This is a genomic window from bacterium (genome assembly GCA_035529855.1).
In the GTDB taxonomy this organism is placed as follows: Bacteria; RBG-13-66-14; B26-G2; order WVWN01; family WVWN01; genus WVWN01.
Genome location: DATKVX010000129.1, coordinates 1 through 23,678, shown reverse-complemented (window position 1 = coordinate 23,678; position 23,678 = coordinate 1). Strand labels below are relative to the sequence as shown.

Below are 23,678 nucleotides of genomic sequence, written 5' to 3'. Positions count from 1 at the left end.
ACGTCATCACCTCTGTTAAAGTTTTCGTTTAACGATTATCTTGGCGGAACGCCGCTTATAGTGGTAGTAGTCGACGTACCCGTCAGGGTTGTCGGCGTACGTCTCGCGCGAGGAGTAGAGGTATACGTTATCTTCCTCGGCGTCCCAGAAATACGAATCGCGCTTAAGGAAAAGGCGCGTCGCCTGGTTTGCGAGGTAACACGCCGCCGGGTCGGCGGGGCTATCCGGGAACCCGGAGAATATTACCAGCGATTGATACGGGCCGACCAACAAGGCGTTACGCCGGGGGAGCTCGATGGTGAAGCCTTCGCCGCGGCCGTTTACGACGAAGTAGCCAAACGCGTCCACGGGGCCGCCGCCGGCGTTGAATAGCTCGAGCCACTCGGCGTTGAAGCGAGGCGTCCCCAACCTCAAACGTTCGTCCGCGATTACGTCGGGGTGAACGGCGGCTATGCGTATCACGTCGCTATTCCTTCTTTATAAAAACCTTAAGTATCAAGGCCGGACGCTGCGAACGAAAGTTCCCGGGCGAGGTTTTCCAAAGCCGCCGCCGGCCACTCGCACATAGCGGCGACGAACTCCTCCGCCGCCTCCCGCCGGCGCTGACACCGGCGGAACAACGGCGAATCGTCGAGCGCCTTTCGCCCTGGCGACGGCGACGCGCCGCCGTCGGCTCCGACCAGGCCGCGGTCGGCCTCTTCGGTCAAACCTAACTCGCCGAAGACCTCGAGCGCCCGGCGTACCCCCGGGTCGTCATCCGCCGCGGGCAACTCCCCGCGCTCCCGCAGCTCGCGGTACAGCTCGGCCAACATCTCGCGGTCGGGGTAATACCGCCTTAGGAACTCGCGGGCAGCCAGCGCCTCCGCTTCGCCGTAAGCGAGAACGACCTCTTCCGCCGCAGCCAACAGCATCGCGAATCGGTGGGCGTCGAACGGCGGCGCCGCGAGCCACATCCGGCGGAAGCGCCGCTCGACCTCGACGACAGCCGCGTATTCGACGAACTCGCACCCGCTCGCCAGTACCTCTTGTTCCGGAAGGCCGAAGACGGCATCCGCCGAAAATTCGTACGCCCCTCCCCTTTCCCGGCGGTGCTTACCCCTCTCGTCTACGATCGCTACCGGTTCCCTATTACCGACGCCCGGGTTAACGGCCAATATATGCTCGAGCCTCAGCTCGAGCCGTTCCCGGTCGTGCCACGTGTCCAACGTCGGCGTGTGGACTAAACCGTATTCGCCGCTCGCGAGCGTTTCGCCGTCGCGCGCCAGGTTAAAGCCGATAGCCCGGATGCGCGCCGGCCCGGCCGCCGCCATAACCTCGAGGTGCGCGTTCTTGAAGACGCGCTGCGCTTCCTCCTCGACGCGCGTCCGGGTGTAGAAAGTCGCCGCGGGGTTGCCCTGACCTACGGGCTCGAGCAACTTGAGGTCGCGAGCGAGGCCCTCGTTCACGGCGCACAGCGGCAAATAGCCGTCGACGCGCGCCGTAGGCCGCAGCGCGTCCTCGTCGAGGCGCTCCGCAGCGTAGCGCTCGAACGCCTCCGCGAAAGGCGCGATATTCCTCTCCTCGATCTCGAAGCCCGCCGCGAGGCGGTGGCCGCCGAAGCGAACCAGGTATCGCGCCAAACTCGCGAGCGCGTCGTGGACGTCGAACGCGGGGACGCTCCGACAAGAACCTCGGCCCGCGCCCCCGTCGACGGCTACCAGCACCGCGGGCCGGAAGAAACGGTCGACCACCCGCGACGCTACGATGCCGATGACGCCCGGGTGCCACCCCTCGCCCCAGAGCACTACCGCCCTGCTCCCGGAAGAGACTTGCGCCGCGCCTCGCTCGAGCGCTTCGGCCGCTATCCGGCCTTCTAAAGCCCGGCGCCGCACGTTAAAATCTTCAATCTTACGCGCCAGCGCCCGGGCGCGCCCCTCCTCGTCCGCGAGAAGCAGCTCCAACGCGTACGTCGCGTGTCCCAGGCGCCCGGCCGCGTTCAACCTCGGGCCTACGACGAAAGCGAGATGCCACGAAGCTACCGGCGGTTCTACCCGGCCTTCGGCCAGCAGCGCCGCGAGGCCGGGGAATAATTCACCCGGAAATTCCTTCAACCCGGCGGCCACGAGGGCCCTGTTCTCACCGTCCAACTCGACGACGTCGCAAACGGTCCCCACCGCCACGAGAGGCAGAAGCGACGGAGCTTCCAACGTGGCGCCGCCTCTGCGCAAAAGCTCCTGCGCCAGTTTATACGCGACGCCGACGCCCGCGAAGCCGCGCGCCGGATGGCCTTCGGCCAACCGCTGCGGCGTTACCACGGCGTCGGCCCGCGGCAGCGTTTCCCCCAGCCGGTGGTGGTCGGTTACGACGACGGCGAGGCCGGCCTGCCGCGCCGCCCCCACGGCGTCGTGCGCGCGGCTGCCGCAGTCCGCGGTAACCAAAACGTCGGCCCCCGCGTCGACCGCCCGGGCGACCGTGGCCGACGTAAGGTCGTAGCCCTCGCTCAAACGGTCCGGTATGTAATAACGCACCGTCGCCCCCAAACGCCGGAGCACGATAACCAAAACCGCGGTAGCGGCGAGGCCGTCGACGTCGTAGTCGCCCGCGACGAAAACCGATTTCCCGTCACGGCAACGTTCGACTATGAGGTCCGCCGCCTTACTCATGTCGGGGAAATCGGACGGCGGCGTCAGCGACGTAGCGTCCGGGAAAAGAAAACGCCTCGCCGCGTCGGCATTCCGTACGCCGCGCGCGTACAGCACTTGCGCCAGGCCCGGGTCGACGGTGAGTTCTTCCGCGAGCGCTAACTCCGCGGCGACGTTACGTGTTGGGATATCTATCCGAGGGTCCAACGACGATTCCTTAGCGGCACGTTCCAACCGGCCTCGGTTGAACTCGTAAATATAACCGAAGCGGGTTAAAATTAAAAGGGAATTAAAATCGAGCGTTTTAGCCTTGAAAACGTCGACGGTTTCAATTATATTACCGGCGGTTCTTTGGATACCCATTTCCGATATGCTCGATTACTAAACGAGGTGACGTTCATTATGGTACGGAAACCGTTTATTGCAGGTAATTGGAAGATGCATACGACCGCGGAGGAAGCGCGCCGATTGGCGCGTACCGTCCGCGACGGGGCCGCCGGCGTCGAGGACGTCGACGTCCTCTTGTGTCCGCCGTTTACGTCGCTGGCCGCGGCCGCGGAAGAGCTCGCCGGCTCGGCCGTCAAGCTGGGCGCGCAGAACGTCTTTTACGAAGAAACGGGCGCCTTCACGGGAGAAGTCTCGCCGCCGATGTTAACGGCGTTGGGCGTGGAATACGTTATCGTAGGCCACTCCGAACGGCGGCAATATTTCCACGAGACGGACGATATCGTAAATAAAAAAGCCCGGGCCGCGCTCCAAGACGGCCTAAAACCCATCCTCTGCGTCGGCGAGAAGTTGGAAGAACGCGAGGCGGGCGACGGCTGGAAGGACCTCATCCGCGGCCAGGTAATCGCCGGTTTGAACGACGTGGAGGCCGACGCCGTTGCGGCAGTAACGCTGGCGTACGAGCCGGTATGGGCCATAGGCACCGGCCGGACCGCGACGCCCGCGGTAGCGGGCGAAGCACACACCCTCATAAGAGAAGCGATACGCGAGGCATTCGGCGCCGGCGCCGCCGAAACCGTACGGATATTGTACGGCGGCAGCGTTAAGCCCGACAACGCCGCCGAGCTCATGGCGGAACCGGACATCGACGGCGCGCTGGTGGGCGGCGCGAGCCTCAAGGCCGAGACGTTCGTTCCCATAATAAAGTTCCGCGGGTAGAAAGGGCGATTGACGGTTAGAGGAAAACATGTTATAGTCTCGCATAGGAGTTTGAAATGGATATATTTCACCCGGTAGTCATTGTGGCGCACATAATCTTCGCGGTCGCGATGATCGCGGTCGTCCTCCTGCAAACCGGCAAGGGCGCCGGCCTTTCAGGCGTCTTCGGCGCCGGCGGCGCCGCCTCGGAATCCTTTTTCGGGGGCCGGGGCCCCGGGACGTTCCTGACAAAACTCACGACGGTCGCGGCCATTATGTTTATGGTGACGTCGCTCGTGCTCGCGAAGTTATCGGCGATGCCGCGGGGCGGCAAGTCCCTAATGGAAGAGCGGAAAGCGAAGACGACCGAAAAAACGCCGGCCCAACCGTCGCGCCCCTGGAAAACGACCGAACCGAGCGAACCGACGAAACCGGACCAACCCGAGAAAGAAGCGCCCGCCTCTACGGAATAGAAGTCGAATCCCACTCGAGCCGCCCGCGGGGCGGCTTTTTGATTTCGCGGCGGCGACGGTGTCTAAAAACAAATTCCTTCTGGGAGTTCACGTTTCGATCTCGGGCGGCGTTCACCTCGCCGTGGAGCGCGCCGCGGCGCTGGGTTGCACCACTTTCCAGATATTCCCGTCCAACCCGCGCGGCTGGCGCCAAAAAACCCACCCGCCCGAAGACGTCGAGAGATTTAAGCTCGGCGTGACGCGCGCGGGGCTCGAGCCGTTCTTCGTCCATATGCCGTACCTCCCCAACCTCGCCGCGCCCGACGACGAGCTCTACGAGAAGTCGGCGGCCGCGTTGACCGAGGCGGTCGAGACGACGGCGTCGCTGGGAGGCCGCTACCTCGTTACGCACCTCGGCAGCCACCGCGGCGCCGGCGTTGAACTTGGACGTGAACGCGCGGCGGCGGCGATACGCCGGGCCGTGGAAGCTACGCCTCGAGCCGGCGTCACCGTCTTAATGGAGAACTCCGCCGGGAAATCGAACCAGGTCGGAACCACCTTTACAGAGCTAACGGCTTTATATAAAATAATCGGCAAGAGGAGCCGGCGGCGCGTAGGATTATGCGTCGACACGTGCCACGCCCACGCCATGGGTTACGACCTAGCTGCCGGCGGCGACGGCCTCGAGCGCATCCTGGCCGAAATCGACGGCTTCATCGGCGTCGATAACATAAGACTCCTCCACCTAAACGACGCCAAGGCCGCGGCCGGAGGCGGCCTCGACCGCCACGCGCACATAGGACGCGGGACCATAGGCCGCGAAGGCTTCAGGCGACTCATTAACCACCGGACGCTCCGCGACCTCCCCATGGTGCTGGAGACGCCGCAGGAGGGCGATTGGGACCCGAAAAACGTACGTACCGTGAAGCGGCTCAGGGAAGAGAGAGGGGTCGCGCCGTAACGCGGATGTCGAAACCTTTCTATCTCGCCTCGGTCGTCGCGATACCCGCGGCCTTTATGGTGGCATCGTGGGTCGTAAACGTCGACGCGTTCGGCTTGAACCCGGCGCCCGTCCGCGCCTGGAGTATGATCGCTTCATTCTAGGCCTTCGCGATATTCATCCTATTATGGTACCCGGCATGGCGACCCATCGCCGGCGGCGCGCAAAAGTTCAACCCGGCCAAGATGGCCCTACTCTTGCTCGTACCGCTGTACAATCTGTATTGGTTTTTCAAAGCAGTCTGGGGTTGGCCCAAGGCGTACGACCATTACGTCCGCGAAAATGACTTGAACCTCGCCCCCCTGAACGATAAGCTCTTCTTAGCTTATTGTATATTCACCGTCGCCGCCGTAGTCGTCAACCCGGTACACATATTAAAGATAGACTTCTACGGCCGCGAGCTAGCGCTCCTGTTTTTATCGCAGGTAACCAAAACGGCGCAGCTCCTCTTCGACGCCGTCATAATATGGCTCGTGTGCGACGCCGTGAACAGGTTGCCGGCGACGACGCCTGGTTAAAGGGAAAAGGGGGTAAAAATTTATGGCCACAAATCGAACAGGCAATAATTCGCGCGACTTATTCCGGGTAATAAAAGTCGCGTCGGCCTACGGCTTGGCGCTGGGCGCCGTCGAAACGTTAATTATGCTCGCCGGGCACGGCTCGCAAGCCCCCGCGGGGGCGCGGGCGGTCGTGTACGCCGCGACGCTTACGGCCGACGTAGTCGCGGCGTTAGCCTTCGCCCTGGCGTTTTACGGTACCGCCCTCGTAGCAGGTAGGATAATACCTCCCGTGCGGCAACGCGCCGCGGCCGTCGCCGAAATCGGCCTGGTGTGGGCCATATTGGCCTGTAACGCCGTATTGGTCGTTCGAAGCAAATTCGTATTCGGCCTGCCTCTCACCCACCCCTACAAACTCGGCGCATTCGCCGCGTGCGGTTTGGCCGCGCTCGTCGTGGCCGCCGGGTGGCGCGTGTTAAGACGCGTTATTACGAAAAAGCCTATCCTTATCTCGGCGGCGGCCGCTTACGTCATCGCCTCCGTCGCAGCCTTCGTAATCCCGGAATTAAAATGGGCCGCTCATTCCAAGGCGGTAGGGCCGGACGTAATATTCATCTCTCTCGACACGGTCCGGGCCGACCACTTGGGTTGCTACGGGTACCGGCGGGACACGTCGCCCAACGTGGACCGGTTTGCCCACGAAGCGGTATTTTTCGAGAACGCCATCTGCGTCCAACCCACTACCAATCCTTCCCACGTAAGTATGTTCACCGGGTTATACCCGGCGGAGCACGGCGTCGTTTCCAATTTCGTGCGACTGCAATCCGACGCGGCCACCCTCCCCGAGCTGCTGGCCGCGTACGGTTACGAGACCGTCGGCATTACGGGCGGCTTCATTTTAGACCGCCGCATTTCGACCCTCGCCCGGGGGTTCCGGTATTACGACGATTACATCAACCCGTGGTCCCGCTTCCGGCACACCCTCCTCTACCGATTTGCGGTCGCGGTCAACGACAAATTATACGGTACGTTGCGTCAGGCGCCGACCGTAACGGCGTCCGCCCTAAGGGCCCTCGGCCGACGGCGGAGCCGGCCCCTTTTCCTGTTCGTACATTATTTCGACCCCCACTCCCCGTACCGCTACCGCGGCGCCGCGGAACGTTTCTACGACGGCCCGGAACCTTTGGACTTCGAGGAACGGCAACTCGAGTTGAAGCGACGGTGGAACAAATACGCGGACGGTACGCCCCGGCCGAAGTGCGCGGCGGCCATCGAAGCCCTCTACGACGACGAGGTCCTATATACCGACCGGGCCGTAGGAAAGTTACTGGATGAGTTGCGGCGCGGCGGTGCGTACGACCGTACCCTCGTCGTCGTAACCAGCGACCACGGCGAATCCTTCGGCGAACACGGATACAAATACCACGGCAAAACCGTATACGACCCGGAGACGCGGGTCTGTCTGCTGATTAAACCGGTAGGCGGTAAAAGCGGCGAACCCGTCCGAGGCCAGGTTGAAACGCTGTGCTTGGCTTATACGGTCGTCGCCGCGACGGGCGCGCCGACCGAGGGTTACCGCGGCAAAAGCGTCGACCTCCTGGCGGTAGGCGCAAACCCGGCGGCCGCGCCCGCCCGGGGGTTTTCGCAAACCAACGACAAAACGACGTTGCCGGACGGCCTTACGGTGAGCCGCGAGTACTGCATACGGTCCGCCGATATGAAACTCATTTTCAACGTCGCAACCCAACGGTACGAATACTACGACCTCAAGGCCGACGCCGCCGAAAGCCGCAACCTCTCCGGGCGCGTCGACGACCCGGCGTACGAAAGTTACCGCGGCGAGTTAACCCGCCAGATCGAAAAAGCGGCGTTCGCCGTCTCCGGCCGGGTCGACGGAGACCTGGCCGAGGCGTTAAGGTCTTTGGGTTATACAAATTGACGGCCCGCCGGCCCGGGACCTATCAAACAACCTAAACCGCTCGAGGCCGGGAAATGCCGACCGTATAACGCCCTTAATAACGGATAAGGAAAATACCGGCCGGACGTAAAAAACTTAGGCCGGATATTTCACGCGAGAAAGCCGGCGCCGCGAACGTCCCCGACGCGAAGGATTACGGCCGAAAAGCAAACCGGCTCACCGCGCCCAAAACGCCCCCGCGTCGCGAAGTAAACCTGTGTTCCTATACCAGGATTAAAGAAAAATACTTGACTTAGCCGGTCCAGGTGCTATACTGATTTTTAGAAGGAGGTGAGACCTTGAAGAAACTGCTTATCGTTGGGGTTTGTTTAGTTATCGCGGTCGCGGGCGCATACGCGATAAAGTTGCAGGACGCGTACGAAAAGGCCGGCCCGGGCGAGGGCTACGACAAACTTCTCGTACTCGACCCGAAGGAGACCTATACCGGCAGCTGCGGCGTCAGGATCGGAAAGAAGTCCTGCATACGCGGAAACGGGGCCCTCGTCGACCTCGACGGCGGGAGCGTCCAAACCGGCGGGAACGGAACGGACCTTACGGTCTCGGGTTGCTGCCTTATTAACGCCGGCTACTACGGCGCCATAAACGTCACCGACGGCGCGAGAGCGCAGGTGGACGGCAACACCATCTGCAAGGGCAACGGCATCGCCGGCGTACGGGTTTGGGAATACTCCACCGCTACGATTAAAAATAACATCATCTGGGACAACGCCACGTACGGCATCGCCAAGCACCAGAACACCGGCACTTTGGATATCCTATACAACGACGTGGACAACAACAAGGGCGGAAACTATATGTACTTCTGCCCGGGCTGAGGCGGCGGCACATGGTACAGCTTCGTACCGTCCCCCGGCATCGGCGAGATCCACGCCGACCCCCTCTTCGCCGACTACGAGAAAAATAACTTCTACCTGTCGGAGAGTTCGCCCTGCCGCGGCAAGGGCGAGGGCGGCAAGGACATCGGCGCCAAGAAGTACAGCGTCGCCATTTCGCCGACGTCGCTGGGTCGCGTGAAGGCGCTGTTCGAGTAAAAACTATCCGGATGTAGTTACGTACGTACGTAACGGGGCGAGCGCAACGTTCGCCCCTTTTTAGGAAATTGCGGTTTACGGAGTAAACGGGGAAACGAAAAACGCCGGGGGAGCACGTCGGACGAAACGCGCGTAAAAGTGCGCCGTAGTCAAAGAACGGCGATTAACGCAGCGTAAAACGAGGCCGTAAGCCGCGTACGGTTAAGCTGTCCGGGGAAATCTGACGCGAGGGACGCGGCGTACGTTTCAATTAAAAATTCGAAGGACGGGAAGAGAAATCGCGCCGGCGTCAATAATAAAGCCGCCGAGGTTGTCGCGATACAAGGCCCGGGGCAAGGTCGACCGCGCGCGGCCTTAGCGTACCGCCGGGGCGGAACGGGGTACCGGCGTAACCTTCGCTATGAACATAAAGAAAACGGCGTGGGTAACGTTCATCCTTTTAATCGGCTTTTACCTCGGCCTATTTTGGTTCAACCGATACGTCCCGACCCAGGACGGCCCCTGCCATCTCGAGAACGCCATCCATCTGCGCGACTTATGCCTATCCGGCGGGACCGGCGTTGAGCAGTATTACCGGCTAAACCGGCTTACGTACTCCAACCTGCTATACCATACAATCGTCGGCGCTTTCGGGACCGTCATACCGCCTCTTGCGGCCGAACGGCTTTTCTTTTCCATTTACGTCATCGGTTTCGCCGCGGCGGCGTACGCCCTCGCCCGGAGCACCGGCGCCCAAACCGCCGTCCCGGCCATCGCCGCCCTCCCCTACGCGCTCGCTTTCCCGTTCCACATGGGTTTCTTCAATTACTGCGCGGGGTTGGTCATCGCCTTCGCCGCCTGGGCGTATTTTTTGTGGCGCCGCGACGGCCTGCGGGCGCGGGATTTTATAATACTGAACGCCGCCGGCGTACTAGCTTATCTCACGCACGCCGCCACCGCCGTCATACTCTTAGCCGGCCTTTTCGTGTTAAACGCCTGGCTGGCCGTGGGCGAAAGGGTACGGGAACGCAAGGGCGTAAAAAAGCGCTTAGCCGTTTTCGCGGCCCTATTGCCCGCTTTCGTCCTACCCGCGTATTTCATCGCGGCGTGGCCGCCGTCGGGGCCCCGATGGCTGCCCTGGCGCGACGTCGCGACATCCTTTATCACGGGCTCGTCGTTCCGTTTCTATAGCGCTGAGCAGCTGTACCTGGGGCTCGCGTCGCTCGGCGTCGTTCTGGCCGCGGTCGCGTTCCGCGTCATCGCGCGTACGCCGAAGGCAAAATCATGGCTCGCCCCCCGCAACGGTTTACTCGTCCTGGCGCTCGGGACGCTGGCGCTATACTTCCTGGCGCCGGACGCCGCCAGCGGCTTCGGCGTTCTCTCGGGGCGGCTTTTAATAATCCCCTGGGTCCTCCTCCTGGTTTGGGCGGGCGACGATTTCATACGAACCGGCCGGTGGGTGGTATTCCTGGCGGCGACGGCGTTCGCGCTCGCCTTTGGGGTCGACACGCTGTCCCGTTACCGGAAGTTCAACCGCGAGCTGCGCGATTTCTGCTCGGGCATCGAATACGTGGAAGACGGCTCTAAAGTGGCGTATCTGTACTTCTCGGGATGGCAATACCGCATCGCCGTCTTCGCGGGCGCGAGCAGCTATTACGCCATAGGCCGCGACGTCTTAAACTTCGGCAACTCCGAGGCCGACCAATACACGTTCCCGGTGAATTTCGATTACGACGGCTTCCGTCCGCTCCCGTGGGACTTGTGGCCGTGCGAAAAATACCGCGTCAGAAAGTTCGCGCCGGCGGTCGATTACGTCATAACTTGGGAGCTACCGGACAAGAACCCGGTGGCCAAAAAACTCTGGCGGTTTTACAAGGGCGTCCACGCCCAAGGGCGCCTAATGGTATTCCAAGTCAAGGATAAGTACAAGAAGCCGCGGGCGACGAAGCCGAAGATGCGCCCCTCCGTAACCCGGCCTATTCATAAGCCGGTGCGTTAACCGGGGGCTTTAGCCCCGCGGCGGCGCGTCGTAGGGACGCTCCGCTGCGCCCGCCGGGCCGCGCGATGGCGGTAATCGAGTAAGGTATCCCGAGTCGCGGGCGTAACAGGGCGAGCGCGACGCTCGCGGCTTTGCATTCGTTATATCGCCTTCCAACGTTTAAAATATTATGCTATATTATTAGGAGTAAAGACTCGAGCGAAAGGTAAAGATATGAAGGTAAGTTATAAATGCGTCTTCGAGGCCCAGGAGGACGGCGGCTTCACCGTAACGGTGCCGTCGCTCCCGGGGTGTATCTCCGAAGGCGATACGTACGAGGAAGCGCTGGCGAACGTCAAGGAAGCCATCGCGGCCTGGATAAAAGTATCGCGCGAGTACGGCGACGACGTACCGCCGGGGGACGTGGCGGTTGAGCTCGTCACGGTAGAGGTATGACGAAGCTGCCAGTCGTATCGGGGAAAGAGACCGTCCGCCGGCTCGAGAAGGCGGGTTTCGTATTAGTGCGCCAAATAGGCAGCCACCTAATGCTGCGCGGCGGCGAGCCGCCGGTTACGCTCTCCGTTCCTAACCATAAAGAGTTGAAACCGGGTACGCTACGCAATATCCTAAGCCAAGCCGGAATAACCGTAAAAAGGTTCGACGGATTAAAATAACGTAGCTTAGGGGCGCCCGCCCGCGCTAAGGCGCCGCTCGAGTTGGCTATCCGGAGTTGCAGGCGCAACGGGGCGAGCGCGAAGCTCGCGTTTTTATTTGTAAGTTCATACTACCCAGACAAGGAAAAACGTTTTATAATAAATAAAGACTTAAAAAATTAAACTTTGAAGAGGAGGAAAATGAAAGCGCTAAAGGTTTTCCGTATTCCGGCGATACTGGCGCTTACGTTTATCGCCTGCGGCGACGACGAGACGCCGGCGGGCCCGACGCCAAACCCCGCAAGCCCGTGGAAGGTAGCGTTCCAATTCGAAGCCTCCGGATGGGGCGGAATGGGAGACATGTGGTTCTCGGGACCGAACGACGGCTGGGCTTGCATGGGGCCATGGGTATTTCACTACGACGGCACCAAGTGGTGTTTATTCGCGGACCTGTTTAAAGAATTGGATGTGTCAGGCGTATACAGTATATGCGCCCCGGCGCCTAACGACGTATGGGTCTCGGTGGACTTACATAGTCGCGGTCTCATTTTCGCCCACTACGACGGTACCGTCTGGAAAGAAGTGATACCGCCGGAGGGAGGCCGCGCGAACGATATATTTTTCATATCGCCGACACGAGGTTGGGCCGCTGTAAGAACTGGAGACGCGGGTGAGGAAAAAGGTTTGGTATTATATTACGACGGGCGAACCTGGACAAAGCAATGGGAAGGCGATGTCGTATTTAAAGAACTTTATTTCCTGGGCGTCGATAACGGCTGGGCGTACGGTTTCGACTATAATGCGCGCGAATTGGGGCTTTTTCATTTCGACGGTAAAAATTGGGAAAAAGTAAAATTGCCCGGGCCGCCCGCAAAATATTACGAAGCTATAAAATTCAACGGTCCCAACGACGGGTGGCTCTTAGGCAAATCTGAAGGAAACCCCTTATTATACCATTACGATGGCGCGACCTGGACCGAGGTGAAATGCCCGCCGGGCGCAAAACTCGTTAACAGCGCCGATTTCGTCTCGGCCACGTACGGGTGGCTCGCGGGAGCCGACAAGACCTGGTATTATGACGGCCTAAAGTTCACCCCCTACCCTTGGCCTTACGAATACGAAGAGCAGTTCGCAAACATAGTCTGGGCGTGCGGGGAAAACGACGTATGGGCCGCGGTCGTGTCGTTTGATAAAAATATAATCTATCACTTCACCGGGTTTAAGTAAATAAAGGTCACGCCGTAGGCCGCGTGAAGGCGCCGCTCGAGTTGGCTATCCGGAGTTGCGGGCGTGACGGGGCGAGCGCGGAGCTCGCCCTTTTGTTATGCGTAGGCAACGGCGTCGGGCCGCGCCTTAAGGCGGGGATACATATCGCGACAGGACGAACACCACGGGCACGCCGCGTAAACGCGGCGTTGTAGGCCGCGGGCCCGCCGAGGTACCCCGGCGTTAACGCCGGGGGCTAGGATGGGCGTACCTTCGGGTGCGGCCTCCTTGCCACCGGGGGCGGCGGGCCGACCTAAAGGTCGGCCCCTACGGAGGGGGCTTAGCGTCGGGCCGTCGGCTTCCCGTTAAGCATTTTTTCCTTGACATCCCTACCCCGCTATGTTATATATATAGTTGCCCTTAGGGGCACTCGATCTTTGAAAACTGAAGGCGTGCAGTTACAAAGCTCCGCTCAATGCCCTTAAACGGTCGTCGGGGCAGTATTTCAATTTCCGGCGGCCGGCACAATCTTGCTAATTCCCCTCCCCTTCGGGGGAGGAGTATAGTTGCCATGGAGAGTTTGATCCTGGCTCAGGACGAACGCTGGCGGCGCGCTTAAGCTTATGCAAGTCGTGCGATTAAAGCTCCCTTCGGGGAGTGTATAAAGCGGCGAACGGGTGAGTAACACGTGGGTAACCTACCCATCGGTTTGGGATAACCCGCCGAAAGGCGGGCTAATACTGTATACGGTCCCCAGACGACATCGGCTGGGGAAGAAAGCCGGCCTCTGCTTGCATGCCGGCGCCGACGGATGGACCCGCGGGCTATTAGCTTGTTGGTGGGGTAACGGCCTACCAAGGCGATGATGGCTAGCCGGCCTGAGAGGGCGTTCGGCCACACAGGGACTGAGACAAGGCCCTGTCCCCTACGGGAGGCGCAGGCGGGAATCGTTCACAATGGGCGCAAGCCTGATGACGCGACGCCGCGTGAGGGATGAAGGCTTTCGGGTTGTAAACCTCTGCCGGGAGAGAAGAAAGACGGCCGGTGAATAGCCGGCCGGGCTGACGTTATCTCCCAAGAAAGCCTCGGCTAACTACGTGCCAGCAGCCGCGGTAATACGTAGGAGGCAAGCGTTGTCCGGAATTACTGGGCGTAAAGAGTGTGTAGGCGGGACGGTAAGTCGGGCGTGAAATCCCACGGCTCAACCGTGGAACTGCTCTCGATACTGCCGACCTTGAGTACGGGATAGGAGAGTGGAACTCACGGTGTAGCGGTAAAATGCGTAGATATCGTGAGGAACACCGGTGGCGTAGGCGGCTCTCTGGCCCGATACTGACGCTGAGACACGAAAGCCAGGGTAGCGAACGGGATTAGATACCCCGGTAGTCCTGGCCGTAAACGATGGGCACTAGGTGTGGGGAGCATCGACCCTTTCCGTGCCGAAGCTAACGCATTAAGTGCCCCGCCTGGGGAGTACGATCGCAAGGTTGAAACTCAAAGGAATTGACGGGGGCCCGCACAAACGGTGGAGCATGTGGTTCAATTCGATGCAACGCGAAGAACCTTACCTGGGCTTGACATTCCGGGAAAACCCTACGAAAGTGGGACTGGGAGCTTGCTCCCGCCCGGGACAGGTGCTGCATGGCTGTCGTCAGCTCGTGTCGTGAGATGTTGGGTTAAGTCCCGCAACGAGCGCAACCCTCGTCGCTAGTTGCCAGCGGTTCGGCCGGGAACTCTAGCGAGACTGCCGGCGTTAAGCCGGAGGAAGGCGGGGATGACGTCAAGTCCTCATGGCCTTTATGTCCAGGGCTACACACGTGCTACAATGGCCGGTACAGAGGGCAGCAATACCGCGAGGTGGAGCCAATCCTTAAAGCCGGCCCCAGTTCGGATCGGAGTCTGCAACTCGACTCCGTGAAGTCGGAATCGTTAGTAATCGCGGATCAGCAGGCCGCGGTGAATACGTTCCCGGGCCTTGTACACACCGCCCGTCACACCATCCGAGTCGGGTGCACCCGAAGTCGCTGCTCTAACCCCTCGGGGAAGAAGGCGCCGAAGGTGTGTCTGGTAAGGAGGGTGAAGTCGTAACAAGGTAGCCGTACCGGAAGGTGTGGCTGGATCACCTCCTTTCTAGGGAGTTTCCGGGCGCGCCGGCCTAAACCAGCGTTGGGCACGTTGGCGGAAGCCGGCATCATACGCGCCCCACTCCAAGGTCGATTAACGCAGAGCCGCGTGACGCACGCCTTCATATAAAGTTTCCCCCGGCGGTCTGAAATAAGAAATAATGACATCCCCCTCCCTCCTTGACCGCCGGGGGATTTTTTTATCGGCTTACTGCAACAAGGGGCTTAAGCCCCTTGTCCACCCCTCCCTCCTTGACCGCCGGGGGATTTTTTTGTTAACTTAATCGCTAACCGATCTTATTATTAATATGAAGGGAAGCGTTATTAGAGGAGGGCGCCGAATGATACGCGTAACGTTCGTAACTACGGCGGCGGTAGTACTCGGCGCAGGGGCGTCCTACGCCCTGGGGTTGGCTTTCGGCGGTACTTACTTCGTAGGAATCCCCGTTGGCGAATCCAAAATCACGGCGGTACACGTCGACGGAGAAACGACGCCGGTTAATATGACCGACGGTTGGCCGCTTAAAATGGGCCCGGCTAACTTCGCGCTGACGTCGCTCGCCGCGGTTACGCCTTTACTGAGTATCGAAGCCGGCTTCGAATTGCATACCGGTTATAAAAATAAGGAAGCGACCATTAAATACGGCGAAGAGCAATCCCTTATCGAACCGGAGGATAACGTGAAGTGGTCTCTCCTGGATATCTACGCCGGCCCCCGCTTTAGCTTACGCTCGCGCGGAAATATTCGGCCCTTCGCCGCCGGCGGCATAATATTCGGTAGAAGTAAATACGAGTTAAAAGACATCGAGGGCAATCGCGTGGAAGTCCGCTCGAGCGGTCCCGCGTTCGGTTGGTACGCCGGCGCAGGGGGCGCGGTATACTTGTCGGATAAGATAACCTTAACCTTCCCGGTCAAATTCAACATGTTATTCGGCGCCGAATATTCGTACGAGGGGCCCAAAAAAAACTTCTCTAACGACTGGAAGCCGGGGCCGTACGTAACCGCGGGCATAGGCATAACGTACGCCGCGTTCGATACTTTTTGAGCGAACGGGCGGGACGCACGCCTTCATTGCTTTCGGGTAAAATTACCCCCGGCGGCCTGAAATAAAAATAAAGTCGTCTCCCCTCCCTCCTTGGCACCGGGGGATTTTTCATCCGCTTACAGCAACAAGGGGCTTAAGCCCCTTGTCCAACCCTCCCTCCTTGGCCGCCGGGGGATTTTTTTGTGCTTGACAAAGGTGTAGGCGAGGAGTAAAATGGCTTCGAAAGGAGGTATCTTGCGATGGGGAAATGTCTATTATCGCGGGCCGCATTGTTCGGCGCCGCGTTTTTTGTTTCGGCCGCGGGCGCGGGCTGGGAAGTCTACTACGAATCGGGCGCGATAAGCCTGTCGGGCCTGGATTGCAAAGCGTGGCCCGCCGGTTATTGTTTGGGTTACGAAGCCCCGCTCGGCGGAAGCGGCGGCCCCGATTGACCCAAGGCTTTCTTCTATATATATCGGCACCAAGGGACTTGGTCGCCGATATATAAAAGCGCGCCCGGCTCGGCCTTGGGCGGCTTCGACACGACGCCCCGGGGCGCAGGCGCGTTCGGTTGGGTCGATCCCGCCTACACGGGCGACGGCGAGTACGATACGTACGTGACCCGTTTCCGCGCCGAGAGTTCGTCGATGGAAAAGATCGAGGCGCCGAAAATGTGGGAAATGCAGGCCCTCACGCTATGCGGTTACCGCGACATCTGGTTCTCCGGCAGGCCGTACGGTCCGGATTTGGATAACGTCATCGTCAACTACTACCGCGGAAAGTGGTTTTACTACCCCGACCCCACGCCGTACGGAATGGACTACCTCCACCTCTTCTCGCACGCCAACGGGTGGGGCTTCGACGATAACCGGATCTACCGGTTCGGCGGCCAGAGCTGGAACCTCTGGCTCGAGCTGTCCGCGTTCCAAGGCATCAAACCCTGCGCCTTCAAATCCCAAACGAACGTTTGGGCGATTGGCTCCTACGCCGACAAGTCGCGCACCGGCAACGTGGTCCTCCACTACGACGGCGCCGCATGGGTAGAAGCTTTCGCGCCGGGCGAAAATAAATACGTCTACGACGTCTCGATGTACAATAATGCTAATGGTTGGGCCGTGGGCGCCGAGAAGGTCGGGTCGCAGTACTACGGCCGGATGTGGCAATGCCTCAACGGCGCGTGGCTCGAGCGCGTGTGCCCGGTGGAAGAGCCCGTGGGCGGCGTAGAGGTGGTATCCAAAACCGAAGCCTGGGCGCTGAACTCCGGTAAAATCCTCCATTATCTAACCGACTCCAACCTAACGCCGGCGTCGCTCGGGCGAATCAAAACGCTCTTCGCCGAGGGCCGGGGTTCGGATTCTAACGCTCCGGCGGCGCACGCTTGCCGCGTGCCCCACGCCCCTCCGCCGGCGGCGATTCCCCGCACAGAAGGGAATGCCGACGTCGATTCGAATGAACAACCGGCGGACGCGGCCGATTGACAAGAGCTATCGGAAAAAATCCCCCCGGCGGCCTGAAATATAAATAAAGTCGTCTCCCCTCCCTCCTTGGCCACCGGGGGATTTTTCATCCGCTTACAGCAACAAGGGGCTTAAGCCCCTTGTCCACCCCTCCCTCCTTGGCCGCCGGGGGATTTTTTTATTTGACGGCGCTTAAACGGGGGGGTATAATTCGTACTCAAGGAGGTACTTCCCATGACGAATTCGAAGTTCTTGCGGGCCGGCATAGTCGGCGCCGCGGTTCTTTGCCTGTCGGCATCCGCCACTTTCGCCGATTTCGGTTCGGTGGTCTCTTCGTTCGCCGTTAAGGCCGAGTGCATTCCGGCAGCGTTGGCATATAACGGCGCGTACGTCGTCTCTTCCGACCCGGCTTACTTCAGCGACGACTATTGGAAGGTTTGGTCCGAGGAAGGGTCAATAATAGCGTCCTTCCTTCCCCCCAAGTGGGAAGAGATCCACGACGGCGCGACCTTCGACGGTACTAACTATTGGGGCTCAAGCTACCTGCAAAACACGGTATTTCGCTTAACAACGACAGGTTCGGTAATTTCCAGTTTCCCCAATTCTTACACTTACGGCCTAACGTGGGACGGCGAATATCTGTGGACATCAGATTGCGTCAGTAGCGGCCAGATGATACGGCGTCACACGACCGCGGGGTCCGTCGTGTCGTCGTTCAACGTCCCTCAACCGGTCAGCTTCGCCTGCGACCTCGGCTGGGACGGGGCCTACCTCTGGTGCCCGGATACCCGGGGCTACGTATACCGGCTAACAACCGCCGGTTCCGTCGAGGCGTCTTTCGACCCGCCCGGTAACCGGAACAGCGGCTGCACCTTCGACGGCACTTACCTCCGAGTCTCGTGTTTTCCCGGCAGCGGGCCCTGGAATATTTATAAAATCGACATCGGCCCTGCGCCGGCCGTGGAGCCGGCCTCCTTCGGGCAAGTTAAGGCGCTATTCCGCTAACGTACCTCTCGCATATAAACGGCACCGCGTATCGCGCGCCTTTATATTTTTCGGGTAAAATTTCCCCCGGCGGCCTGAAATAAAAATAAAGTCGTCTCCCCTCCCTCCTTGGCCTACCGGGCGTCTTTTTTTGTTGCGGCCGCGTGCGCGGGAACCTATAATATCGACCGAAAGGGGTGTAGTATTATGAAGAAGAGAGAATTGATGCGCGCGGCCGCCCTGGGCTACGCTTTTTTATGTCTAACCGCGGCCCCGGCATTCGCCGCGTTCGGCGACGTCGTATCGTCTTTCCCGTGTGAAGGGAACATCACGCAGCTGGCCGCGGCCTGGGACGGCTCCCGCGTCGTCATGACCAATTACCACGCCTCGGGCGACCATATGTGGCGGGTCTACAGCACGGCTGGGTCGTGGCTTTCGTCGTTCGCGCCGCCGGTGACATCGGCCCAATACGGCGCCGCGTACCTCGGCCGCAGCCGCTACTTCGGCGGCAGCCAGACGACCGACACGGTCTACCTGTTCGAGACGAGCGGGTCGGTGGTCTCCTCGTTCCCGGCCTTAAATCCCTACGGCATCACGTGGGACGGGACCTACTTGTGGTGGCTCGGCGCAGACGACATATTCCGCCAATGCACCTCCTCCGGTTCCGTTATCGGAACGTTCACCGCGTCGCCGATAACCAACGGCCGCGACCTGGGCTGGGACGGCCGGTACTTGTGGTGCCCCGACAGCACCCGGGATTTCGTCTACCGCCTAACGACCGCCGGGTCGATAACGGCCTCCTTCCGCGCCCCGGGCGGCTCGACGTACGGGTGCACCTACGACGGCAAATACCTCTGGGTCACGGATATCGGTACGCCTCGTTACGCCTACCAGATCGACATCGGCTACACGAGCGTCTCGCCCGCGTCGTTCGGCAAGGTAAAAGCCATATTTAGGTAGTCCGTCAAACCGGACGCCCGCGACGGCGCGGGCCGGCTCCGCGTATTAGTTTTCCCCGGCGGTTCGGGATAGGGCAAGGTTTTAACCTCGCCTCCGATCCGCCGGGGGGTTTTTACGCCTGACGAAGCGCCGGTTGGGAGCTACGTTTGCGTCGAAGGGAGGGATCGTTTTGGCGACGTTCAATTGGCTGCGGGTTACCTAACTCGGGACGGCGCTGGTCATATCCGTAGCCGTAGCAGCTGCCCCGAGCTACGGCGGGAGCGAGGGGACAACGATAGCGGCCGCGTCCGACGGCCAAACGTGCCCGGCGTGCGGTTACGAAAACCCACCCGGGGGCAAGTATTGCGTCAATTGCGGCGCGGCGTTACCTAAAAAGCGGCCGGCACGACCGGGGGCGACGAATTGGCGTTTCTCCTTCGGCGGCGGCGTTACGTGCTATCCCATCCAGCGAAAATTCGAACCCATCTTTGGGCTGCCCTTCGGGAGCCTTTCTATTTTGCCGTACTCATTCGACAGAACGTTTCCTTTTGCTTCGATAACGACACCCGCCGAGGGCCAATACCGGCGCGCGCGACGCCGCCTCCTCCCTCGACCCCGGCCTCCCCTAAAACCCTACGTACGGCCCCTCCGTTATCCTGGACCTCACCGACCCCATTGCCCGTCGATACAACACCGCTTTTCCGGACTCCCGGGGTAAAAAAGGAAATTGACAACGCACCCTAAAAATGATAGCCTGGAATAGCGAGTTAAGCCTATTCAAGGAGGAGCGAAAATGAATAGAGCGGCGATTATCGTTGCGATATTTTTCGTGTTAAGCGCGACGGCCTGGGGTGGGTGGAAATCGGAGACCGTCGCCTCCGAGGGCGACGTAGGCGCGGGTTGTTGCCTGGCGGTGGACCGCTGGGGCCGGCCTCACATAAGTTACGTCGATAAAACGCAGGGCAAAGTAATGTACGCCCGCTACTCGGGCTCGAGTTGGGAACTCGATACCGTCGCATCGGACGTCGAAGTACCGGGCAATACGGCACTCGCGCTCGACGCGTACGATGAGCCCTACGTAGTCTTCCAGGATAACGAAGAGAACGAGTTAAAGTACGCATACCGTTCGGGGACCAACTGGGTTACGGAAGGGATTGCCGCCGGAACAGAGCTCGGCTATTACCTTTCCGTCAACGTTTGGCCCACTAACCCGCGCGTCTCGTACACCCAACCCCTAGGTACAAACGTCAGATTGAAATACGCATACCGGGACACCGGTGAATGGTACACGGAAACGGCGGTTTCAAGCGGCGGCGGCAATTTCAACACCCTCTTCATCGACAACGCCGAAAGGCCTAACATCGTATACTGGAACCACAGTTCCTTAAGCGTAAGGCACGCGGTCCGCGACGGCTCGGAATGGTCGATAGACGACATCGCCGAAGGCATAGACTGCGATGCTCTACTCGGTCCGGACGGCAAAATCCACGTCAGCTTCGCGAAGGTCAACAACAAGGGCCTTAACTATGCCGTATCTACGTCCGGCGGAAGCTGGGATATAGAAAACATAGCCGCCGTGAAGGGGTTACCGGCCTTTACCCAAATTTGCGTTAACGGCACCGGAGACGTCTTCATCTCATACTTCAACTTCGATAAGTGGGACCTCCGCATCATGACCAAGAGGGGCGGCTCCTGGACCCACGAAATCGTCGCCACCGGCGCGTACGTGGGCCTACCCCACTCCTCCGCCATCAGCGGCCGCGATCCGGTAATCGCGTACTACGATTCCGACAACAAAGACCTAAAACTCGCCCGCTACGTTACCGACGTCGAGCTAACGTCGTTCAAGGCCGTACGCAACCGTGAAGCCGTGGACATCCGCTGGACCGTCGACGGCGCCGAGGGAGTGGCCGGCTACAACCTCTACCGGGCCGCCGACGAGGCTAAACGCGAGAAGGTAAACCGCGTCCTGATCGAAGGCTCCTCGCCGTTCCTCTACTGCGACGACGCGGCTGCGGCAACCGTCGGGTACCGCTATTGGCTCGAGGCCGTCACCACGACCGGAACGGGGCGCACGTTCGGGCCGGTATCGGTCCCGCCGGCCGCTAAAGCCCGGGCGTTCGCGCTCTACCAGAACGTGCCGAACCCGGCCCCGGGCGCGACGACGTTCTCGTTCGAGCTGCCGGAAGCCTCCGACGTGAAGCTCGTCATATACGACGCCGCCGGCCGCAAGGTGGGCACTGTGGCCGACGGGTACTTCGCCGCGGGCCGCCACGACGTGCCGTTCCAGGGCAACCTCGCACCCGGTGTGTACGTCTACCGCATCTACGCCGGCTCGAGAACGGCCGCGCGCAAGATGGTGGTAGTCGAATAGCACGGAGGAATTAAACTCGCCCGCCCCCCGGGGCGGGCTTTTTATTTCGTACGTCAAAAAGTAATTGCGAAACAGCCGGCGTCGGGTTAAGATAGCCGGAGGTGATTACCTTATGAATAAAACCGTATTCGGCTCCGCGTTTTTAATATTGGCCGGCTCGGCCGCGGCCCTAGCGCCCTTTGTCCACGGCGGCCTGGCCGACATAGCCCCGGGAAGTTGGGCCTTTATAACGCGTACCGGGGAAAGGCTCTTCCCGGCGTCGTACGGGTATACGTTCTACCTGGGCGGCGGCATAACGCAAGACGTCGCAAAATTCCGCCAAAAAAGAATTATCCCGACGCTGAGTTTGGATACGGACGGCGGCTTCACCCGCTTCCACCGGGAATGGCGCAGTAAAGATTTGGAGGGATGGGAGCAGACGTTTTACCAATTTACGGTCGTGGAGGCGTTCACCCTCAGGTTAAAAATACCCGCCGGCAGCCGCCTTATAACGCCGTACATCGGCGTCGGCGGGGGAATCGCGGTCGTACCCACATCCATAGATAAGATCGAAGGGTTCGAGGGTTCGGGCGAAGAAGGTATTTACGAGGATTCGGTCACCGCCTTTAAGCCGGTGTACACGGTACCGTTCGGCGTCGAGATAACGCTCTCGCCCTCGAGCACGATATTTTGGCGTTTCGGGCCCGTGGCGCCGGTCGGCAAGGCCGCCTACGAATACGAAAACAAAGACGGAATCACGCAAAAAGTCGAAGCCGAGCTGCCGAACTCGTTTCTGGTTACGTTCGGGTACAGGTGGGGGTCTTGAGTTACCGACCGTACGGATTAAAATAGTCGTCCGTGGTCGCACCCACGTACCTCAACGAAATCAAAACGCCGTCAAAGTAGTTGCGGCGAGAGCTCCGCTGCCGGAAACTGTTACCGGCCCGATGCCTCCGTCGGCCTTCGAACCGAACTCCCCCCTACTAACCGTACGATTTAAAAGTCGTTCTCAAGAGCCGTTATTCCACGGATATTAACTCCGAAATAACGTCCTCAGGAAGCGAAATGGGAGATATGTTACTTTCATTTCCGCTCCAACCTTCGGTCTACTTTGCTACCCCGCGGTCGCGAAAAATTAAAGGTGAGCTAAAAGCGCCCCACCGTCGAACGCGACGACGTTACGTTCCCGCCGCGCGAATTCTAAACCAGCGGCTAAAACCGCCGGCCGTACGAGTATATTCTAAATGGGGTCGGTACCCGGTTTTTTTATAGCGCCGCCCACCCTCGTTATGATATAAAAGACCCGTGGCCCCGAGGGTACTTGTAATAGCCGAGGGCGACGTACGCGACGGCGCCGAGGGCGAAACGGCCGCCATCGACCTGTTCGACGGCCCCCTACTCTCTTTGGCGCGGGACATGAGGGCGCGGGGAGATTGGCCCGAAGACGTCGCCCTGTACGTCGTTACGTCCCAGTTCGGTATGGTCCCGGCGGACAAACCGTTGAAACCGTACCGCCGTACGATGACCGCCGACCTCGCCGCAGATGTTATATACGATAACTTCGGCCGCCTGGCGGCGGCACTGGCGAAAGCGCAACCGGCCGAGCTGATGCTGGCGGCACCCGACCTTTATCGCCGGGCGCTGATTCGGAAAGACACGCCCTACGTCCAGAGCGTCCCGGTCGTCTATCTGGACGTGGCCGCGGCGGACGCGACCGACCGGCTGTCGGCCTGGCTCCGGCGCACCGGCTGACGTTTCTTAAATTGGAGATATGAAGAGAATCTTTTTTTACCCGGCCACCGTCCTGGCGACCGGGTTTGCATATGGCCTTCTCGAGGGGTTGCTCGCGCTCGGCTTTAGGCCGGGCGGCGTTACGCCCGTCGGGGACCTCCCCCTCTCACTCGCGCACCGCTGCCTCTTCTACACCATATTCTCCGCGGCCCTCGGTACGCTAACTTTCCTGGGCGCCGCGGCGGTCGCGCGCGCCCGCAGGCGCGGAGGGCCGTCGGCGCCGCGCGCGGCCGCGGCCGCCGTGCTCGGGTGCGCGCTAGCCGCCAACCTGTTCTGGACCGTAATAGCGATCTCGAAATTAAAAAAATTCGAGCTGGGGGGGCGAGCGTTCAACGTCTGGGAACCGGCGGGGTTTTTTACTTTTTTGTTCTGGCCGATGGTCGTACTTATAGTCGCCGGGGCCGTTATCGTATATAAATTATTGGGTAAAATAAAAAGGCCCGCGCGCGTCGCGGGGGCGGCGGCCGC

Annotated in this window: 22 protein-coding genes and 1 rRNA gene; 21 read left to right on the top strand and 2 right to left on the bottom strand. The window is 60.2% G+C overall.

Annotation, left to right across the window (positions count from 1 at the left end):
- Positions 1–15: 15 nt before the first annotated feature.
- The gene (locus tag VMX79_12790; protein HUV87974.1) at positions 16–462 is read right to left on the bottom strand and encodes a hypothetical protein; all 447 of its coding nucleotides are present in this window, start codon (positions 460–462) and stop codon (positions 16–18) included.
- Positions 463–488: 26 nt separating this feature from the next.
- On the bottom strand, positions 489–2,855 hold the full coding sequence (recJ, locus tag VMX79_12785; GenBank protein ID HUV87973.1) for a single-stranded-DNA-specific exonuclease RecJ: 2,367 nt from the start codon (positions 2,853–2,855) through the stop codon (positions 489–491).
- A gap of 168 nt (positions 2,856–3,023) precedes the next feature.
- Between recJ and tpiA the strand changes: the two genes are divergently transcribed.
- The 21 genes from tpiA to VMX79_12680 all read left to right on the top strand — a co-directional run.
- Complete coding sequence (gene tpiA / locus VMX79_12780) at positions 3,024–3,785, top strand: triose-phosphate isomerase (GenBank protein ID HUV87972.1); 762 nt, start codon at positions 3,024–3,026, stop codon at positions 3,783–3,785.
- 56 nt (positions 3,786–3,841) lie between these two features.
- Positions 3,842–4,237 carry a preprotein translocase subunit SecG gene (secG, locus tag VMX79_12775; protein HUV87971.1) on the top strand — a complete coding sequence of 132 codons (396 nt, stop codon included), beginning with the start codon at positions 3,842–3,844 and terminating at the stop codon, positions 4,235–4,237.
- Positions 4,238–4,295: 58 nt separating this feature from the next.
- Positions 4,296–5,177: a deoxyribonuclease IV gene (locus VMX79_12770; protein HUV87970.1), complete on the top strand. Its 882-nt coding sequence runs from the start codon at positions 4,296–4,298 to the stop codon at positions 5,175–5,177.
- A gap of 5 nt (positions 5,178–5,182) precedes the next feature.
- The gene (locus tag VMX79_12765; GenBank protein HUV87969.1) at positions 5,183–5,320 is read left to right on the top strand and encodes a hypothetical protein; all 138 of its coding nucleotides are present in this window, start codon (positions 5,183–5,185) and stop codon (positions 5,318–5,320) included.
- Between the two features lie 81 nt (positions 5,321–5,401).
- Positions 5,402–5,734: a hypothetical protein gene (locus tag VMX79_12760; GenBank protein HUV87968.1), complete on the top strand. Its 333-nt coding sequence runs from the start codon at positions 5,402–5,404 to the stop codon at positions 5,732–5,734.
- A gap of 22 nt (positions 5,735–5,756) precedes the next feature.
- Positions 5,757–7,652 (top strand): sulfatase-like hydrolase/transferase, encoded by a 1,896-nt coding sequence (locus VMX79_12755; protein HUV87967.1) that lies wholly within the window; start codon positions 5,757–5,759, stop codon positions 7,650–7,652.
- Positions 7,653–7,969: 317 nt separating this feature from the next.
- Entirely contained in the window at positions 7,970–8,506 is a 537-nt protein-coding gene (locus VMX79_12750) for a right-handed parallel beta-helix repeat-containing protein (GenBank protein HUV87966.1), read from the top strand.
- 616 nt (positions 8,507–9,122) lie between these two features.
- A complete protein-coding gene (locus tag VMX79_12745; GenBank protein ID HUV87965.1) occupies positions 9,123–10,700 on the top strand; it encodes a hypothetical protein in 1,578 nt (525 codons plus the stop codon).
- Positions 10,701–10,913: 213 nt separating this feature from the next.
- A complete protein-coding gene (locus VMX79_12740; GenBank protein HUV87964.1) occupies positions 10,914–11,135 on the top strand; it encodes a type II toxin-antitoxin system HicB family antitoxin in 222 nt (73 codons plus the stop codon).
- Positions 11,132–11,353: a type II toxin-antitoxin system HicA family toxin gene (locus VMX79_12735; GenBank protein ID HUV87963.1), complete on the top strand. Its 222-nt coding sequence runs from the start codon at positions 11,132–11,134 to the stop codon at positions 11,351–11,353. Before VMX79_12740 ends, VMX79_12735 begins: the two co-directional genes overlap by 4 nt.
- A gap of 180 nt (positions 11,354–11,533) precedes the next feature.
- A complete protein-coding gene (locus tag VMX79_12730) occupies positions 11,534–12,559 on the top strand; it encodes a hypothetical protein (protein ID HUV87962.1) in 1,026 nt (341 codons plus the stop codon).
- 547 nt (positions 12,560–13,106) lie between these two features.
- Positions 13,107–14,668 (top strand): 16S ribosomal RNA (locus VMX79_12725).
- Positions 14,669–15,002: 334 nt separating this feature from the next.
- The gene (locus tag VMX79_12720; GenBank protein HUV87961.1) at positions 15,003–15,707 is read left to right on the top strand and encodes a hypothetical protein; all 705 of its coding nucleotides are present in this window, start codon (positions 15,003–15,005) and stop codon (positions 15,705–15,707) included.
- Between the two features lie 239 nt (positions 15,708–15,946).
- Positions 15,947–16,138, top strand: a complete 192-nt coding sequence (locus tag VMX79_12715; protein ID HUV87960.1) for a hypothetical protein — start codon at positions 15,947–15,949, stop codon at positions 16,136–16,138.
- A gap of 195 nt (positions 16,139–16,333) precedes the next feature.
- Positions 16,334–17,164 (top strand): hypothetical protein, encoded by an 831-nt coding sequence (locus VMX79_12710; protein ID HUV87959.1) that lies wholly within the window; start codon positions 16,334–16,336, stop codon positions 17,162–17,164.
- A 213-nt stretch (positions 17,165–17,377) separates the two neighbouring features.
- Positions 17,378–18,148 (top strand): hypothetical protein, encoded by a 771-nt coding sequence (locus tag VMX79_12705; protein HUV87958.1) that lies wholly within the window; start codon positions 17,378–17,380, stop codon positions 18,146–18,148.
- A gap of 186 nt (positions 18,149–18,334) precedes the next feature.
- On the top strand, positions 18,335–19,087 hold the full coding sequence (locus tag VMX79_12700) for a hypothetical protein (GenBank protein HUV87957.1): 753 nt from the start codon (positions 18,335–18,337) through the stop codon (positions 19,085–19,087).
- A 772-nt stretch (positions 19,088–19,859) separates the two neighbouring features.
- Entirely contained in the window at positions 19,860–21,440 is a 1,581-nt protein-coding gene (locus VMX79_12695; protein HUV87956.1) for a T9SS type A sorting domain-containing protein, read from the top strand.
- A gap of 112 nt (positions 21,441–21,552) precedes the next feature.
- Positions 21,553–22,245: a hypothetical protein gene (locus VMX79_12690; GenBank protein HUV87955.1), complete on the top strand. Its 693-nt coding sequence runs from the start codon at positions 21,553–21,555 to the stop codon at positions 22,243–22,245.
- Positions 22,246–22,724: 479 nt separating this feature from the next.
- On the top strand, positions 22,725–23,171 hold the full coding sequence (locus tag VMX79_12685; protein ID HUV87954.1) for a hypothetical protein: 447 nt from the start codon (positions 22,725–22,727) through the stop codon (positions 23,169–23,171).
- Between the two features lie 19 nt (positions 23,172–23,190).
- The coding region (locus tag VMX79_12680; protein ID HUV87953.1) for a hypothetical protein at positions 23,191–23,678 on the top strand (488 nt) is incomplete at its 3' end.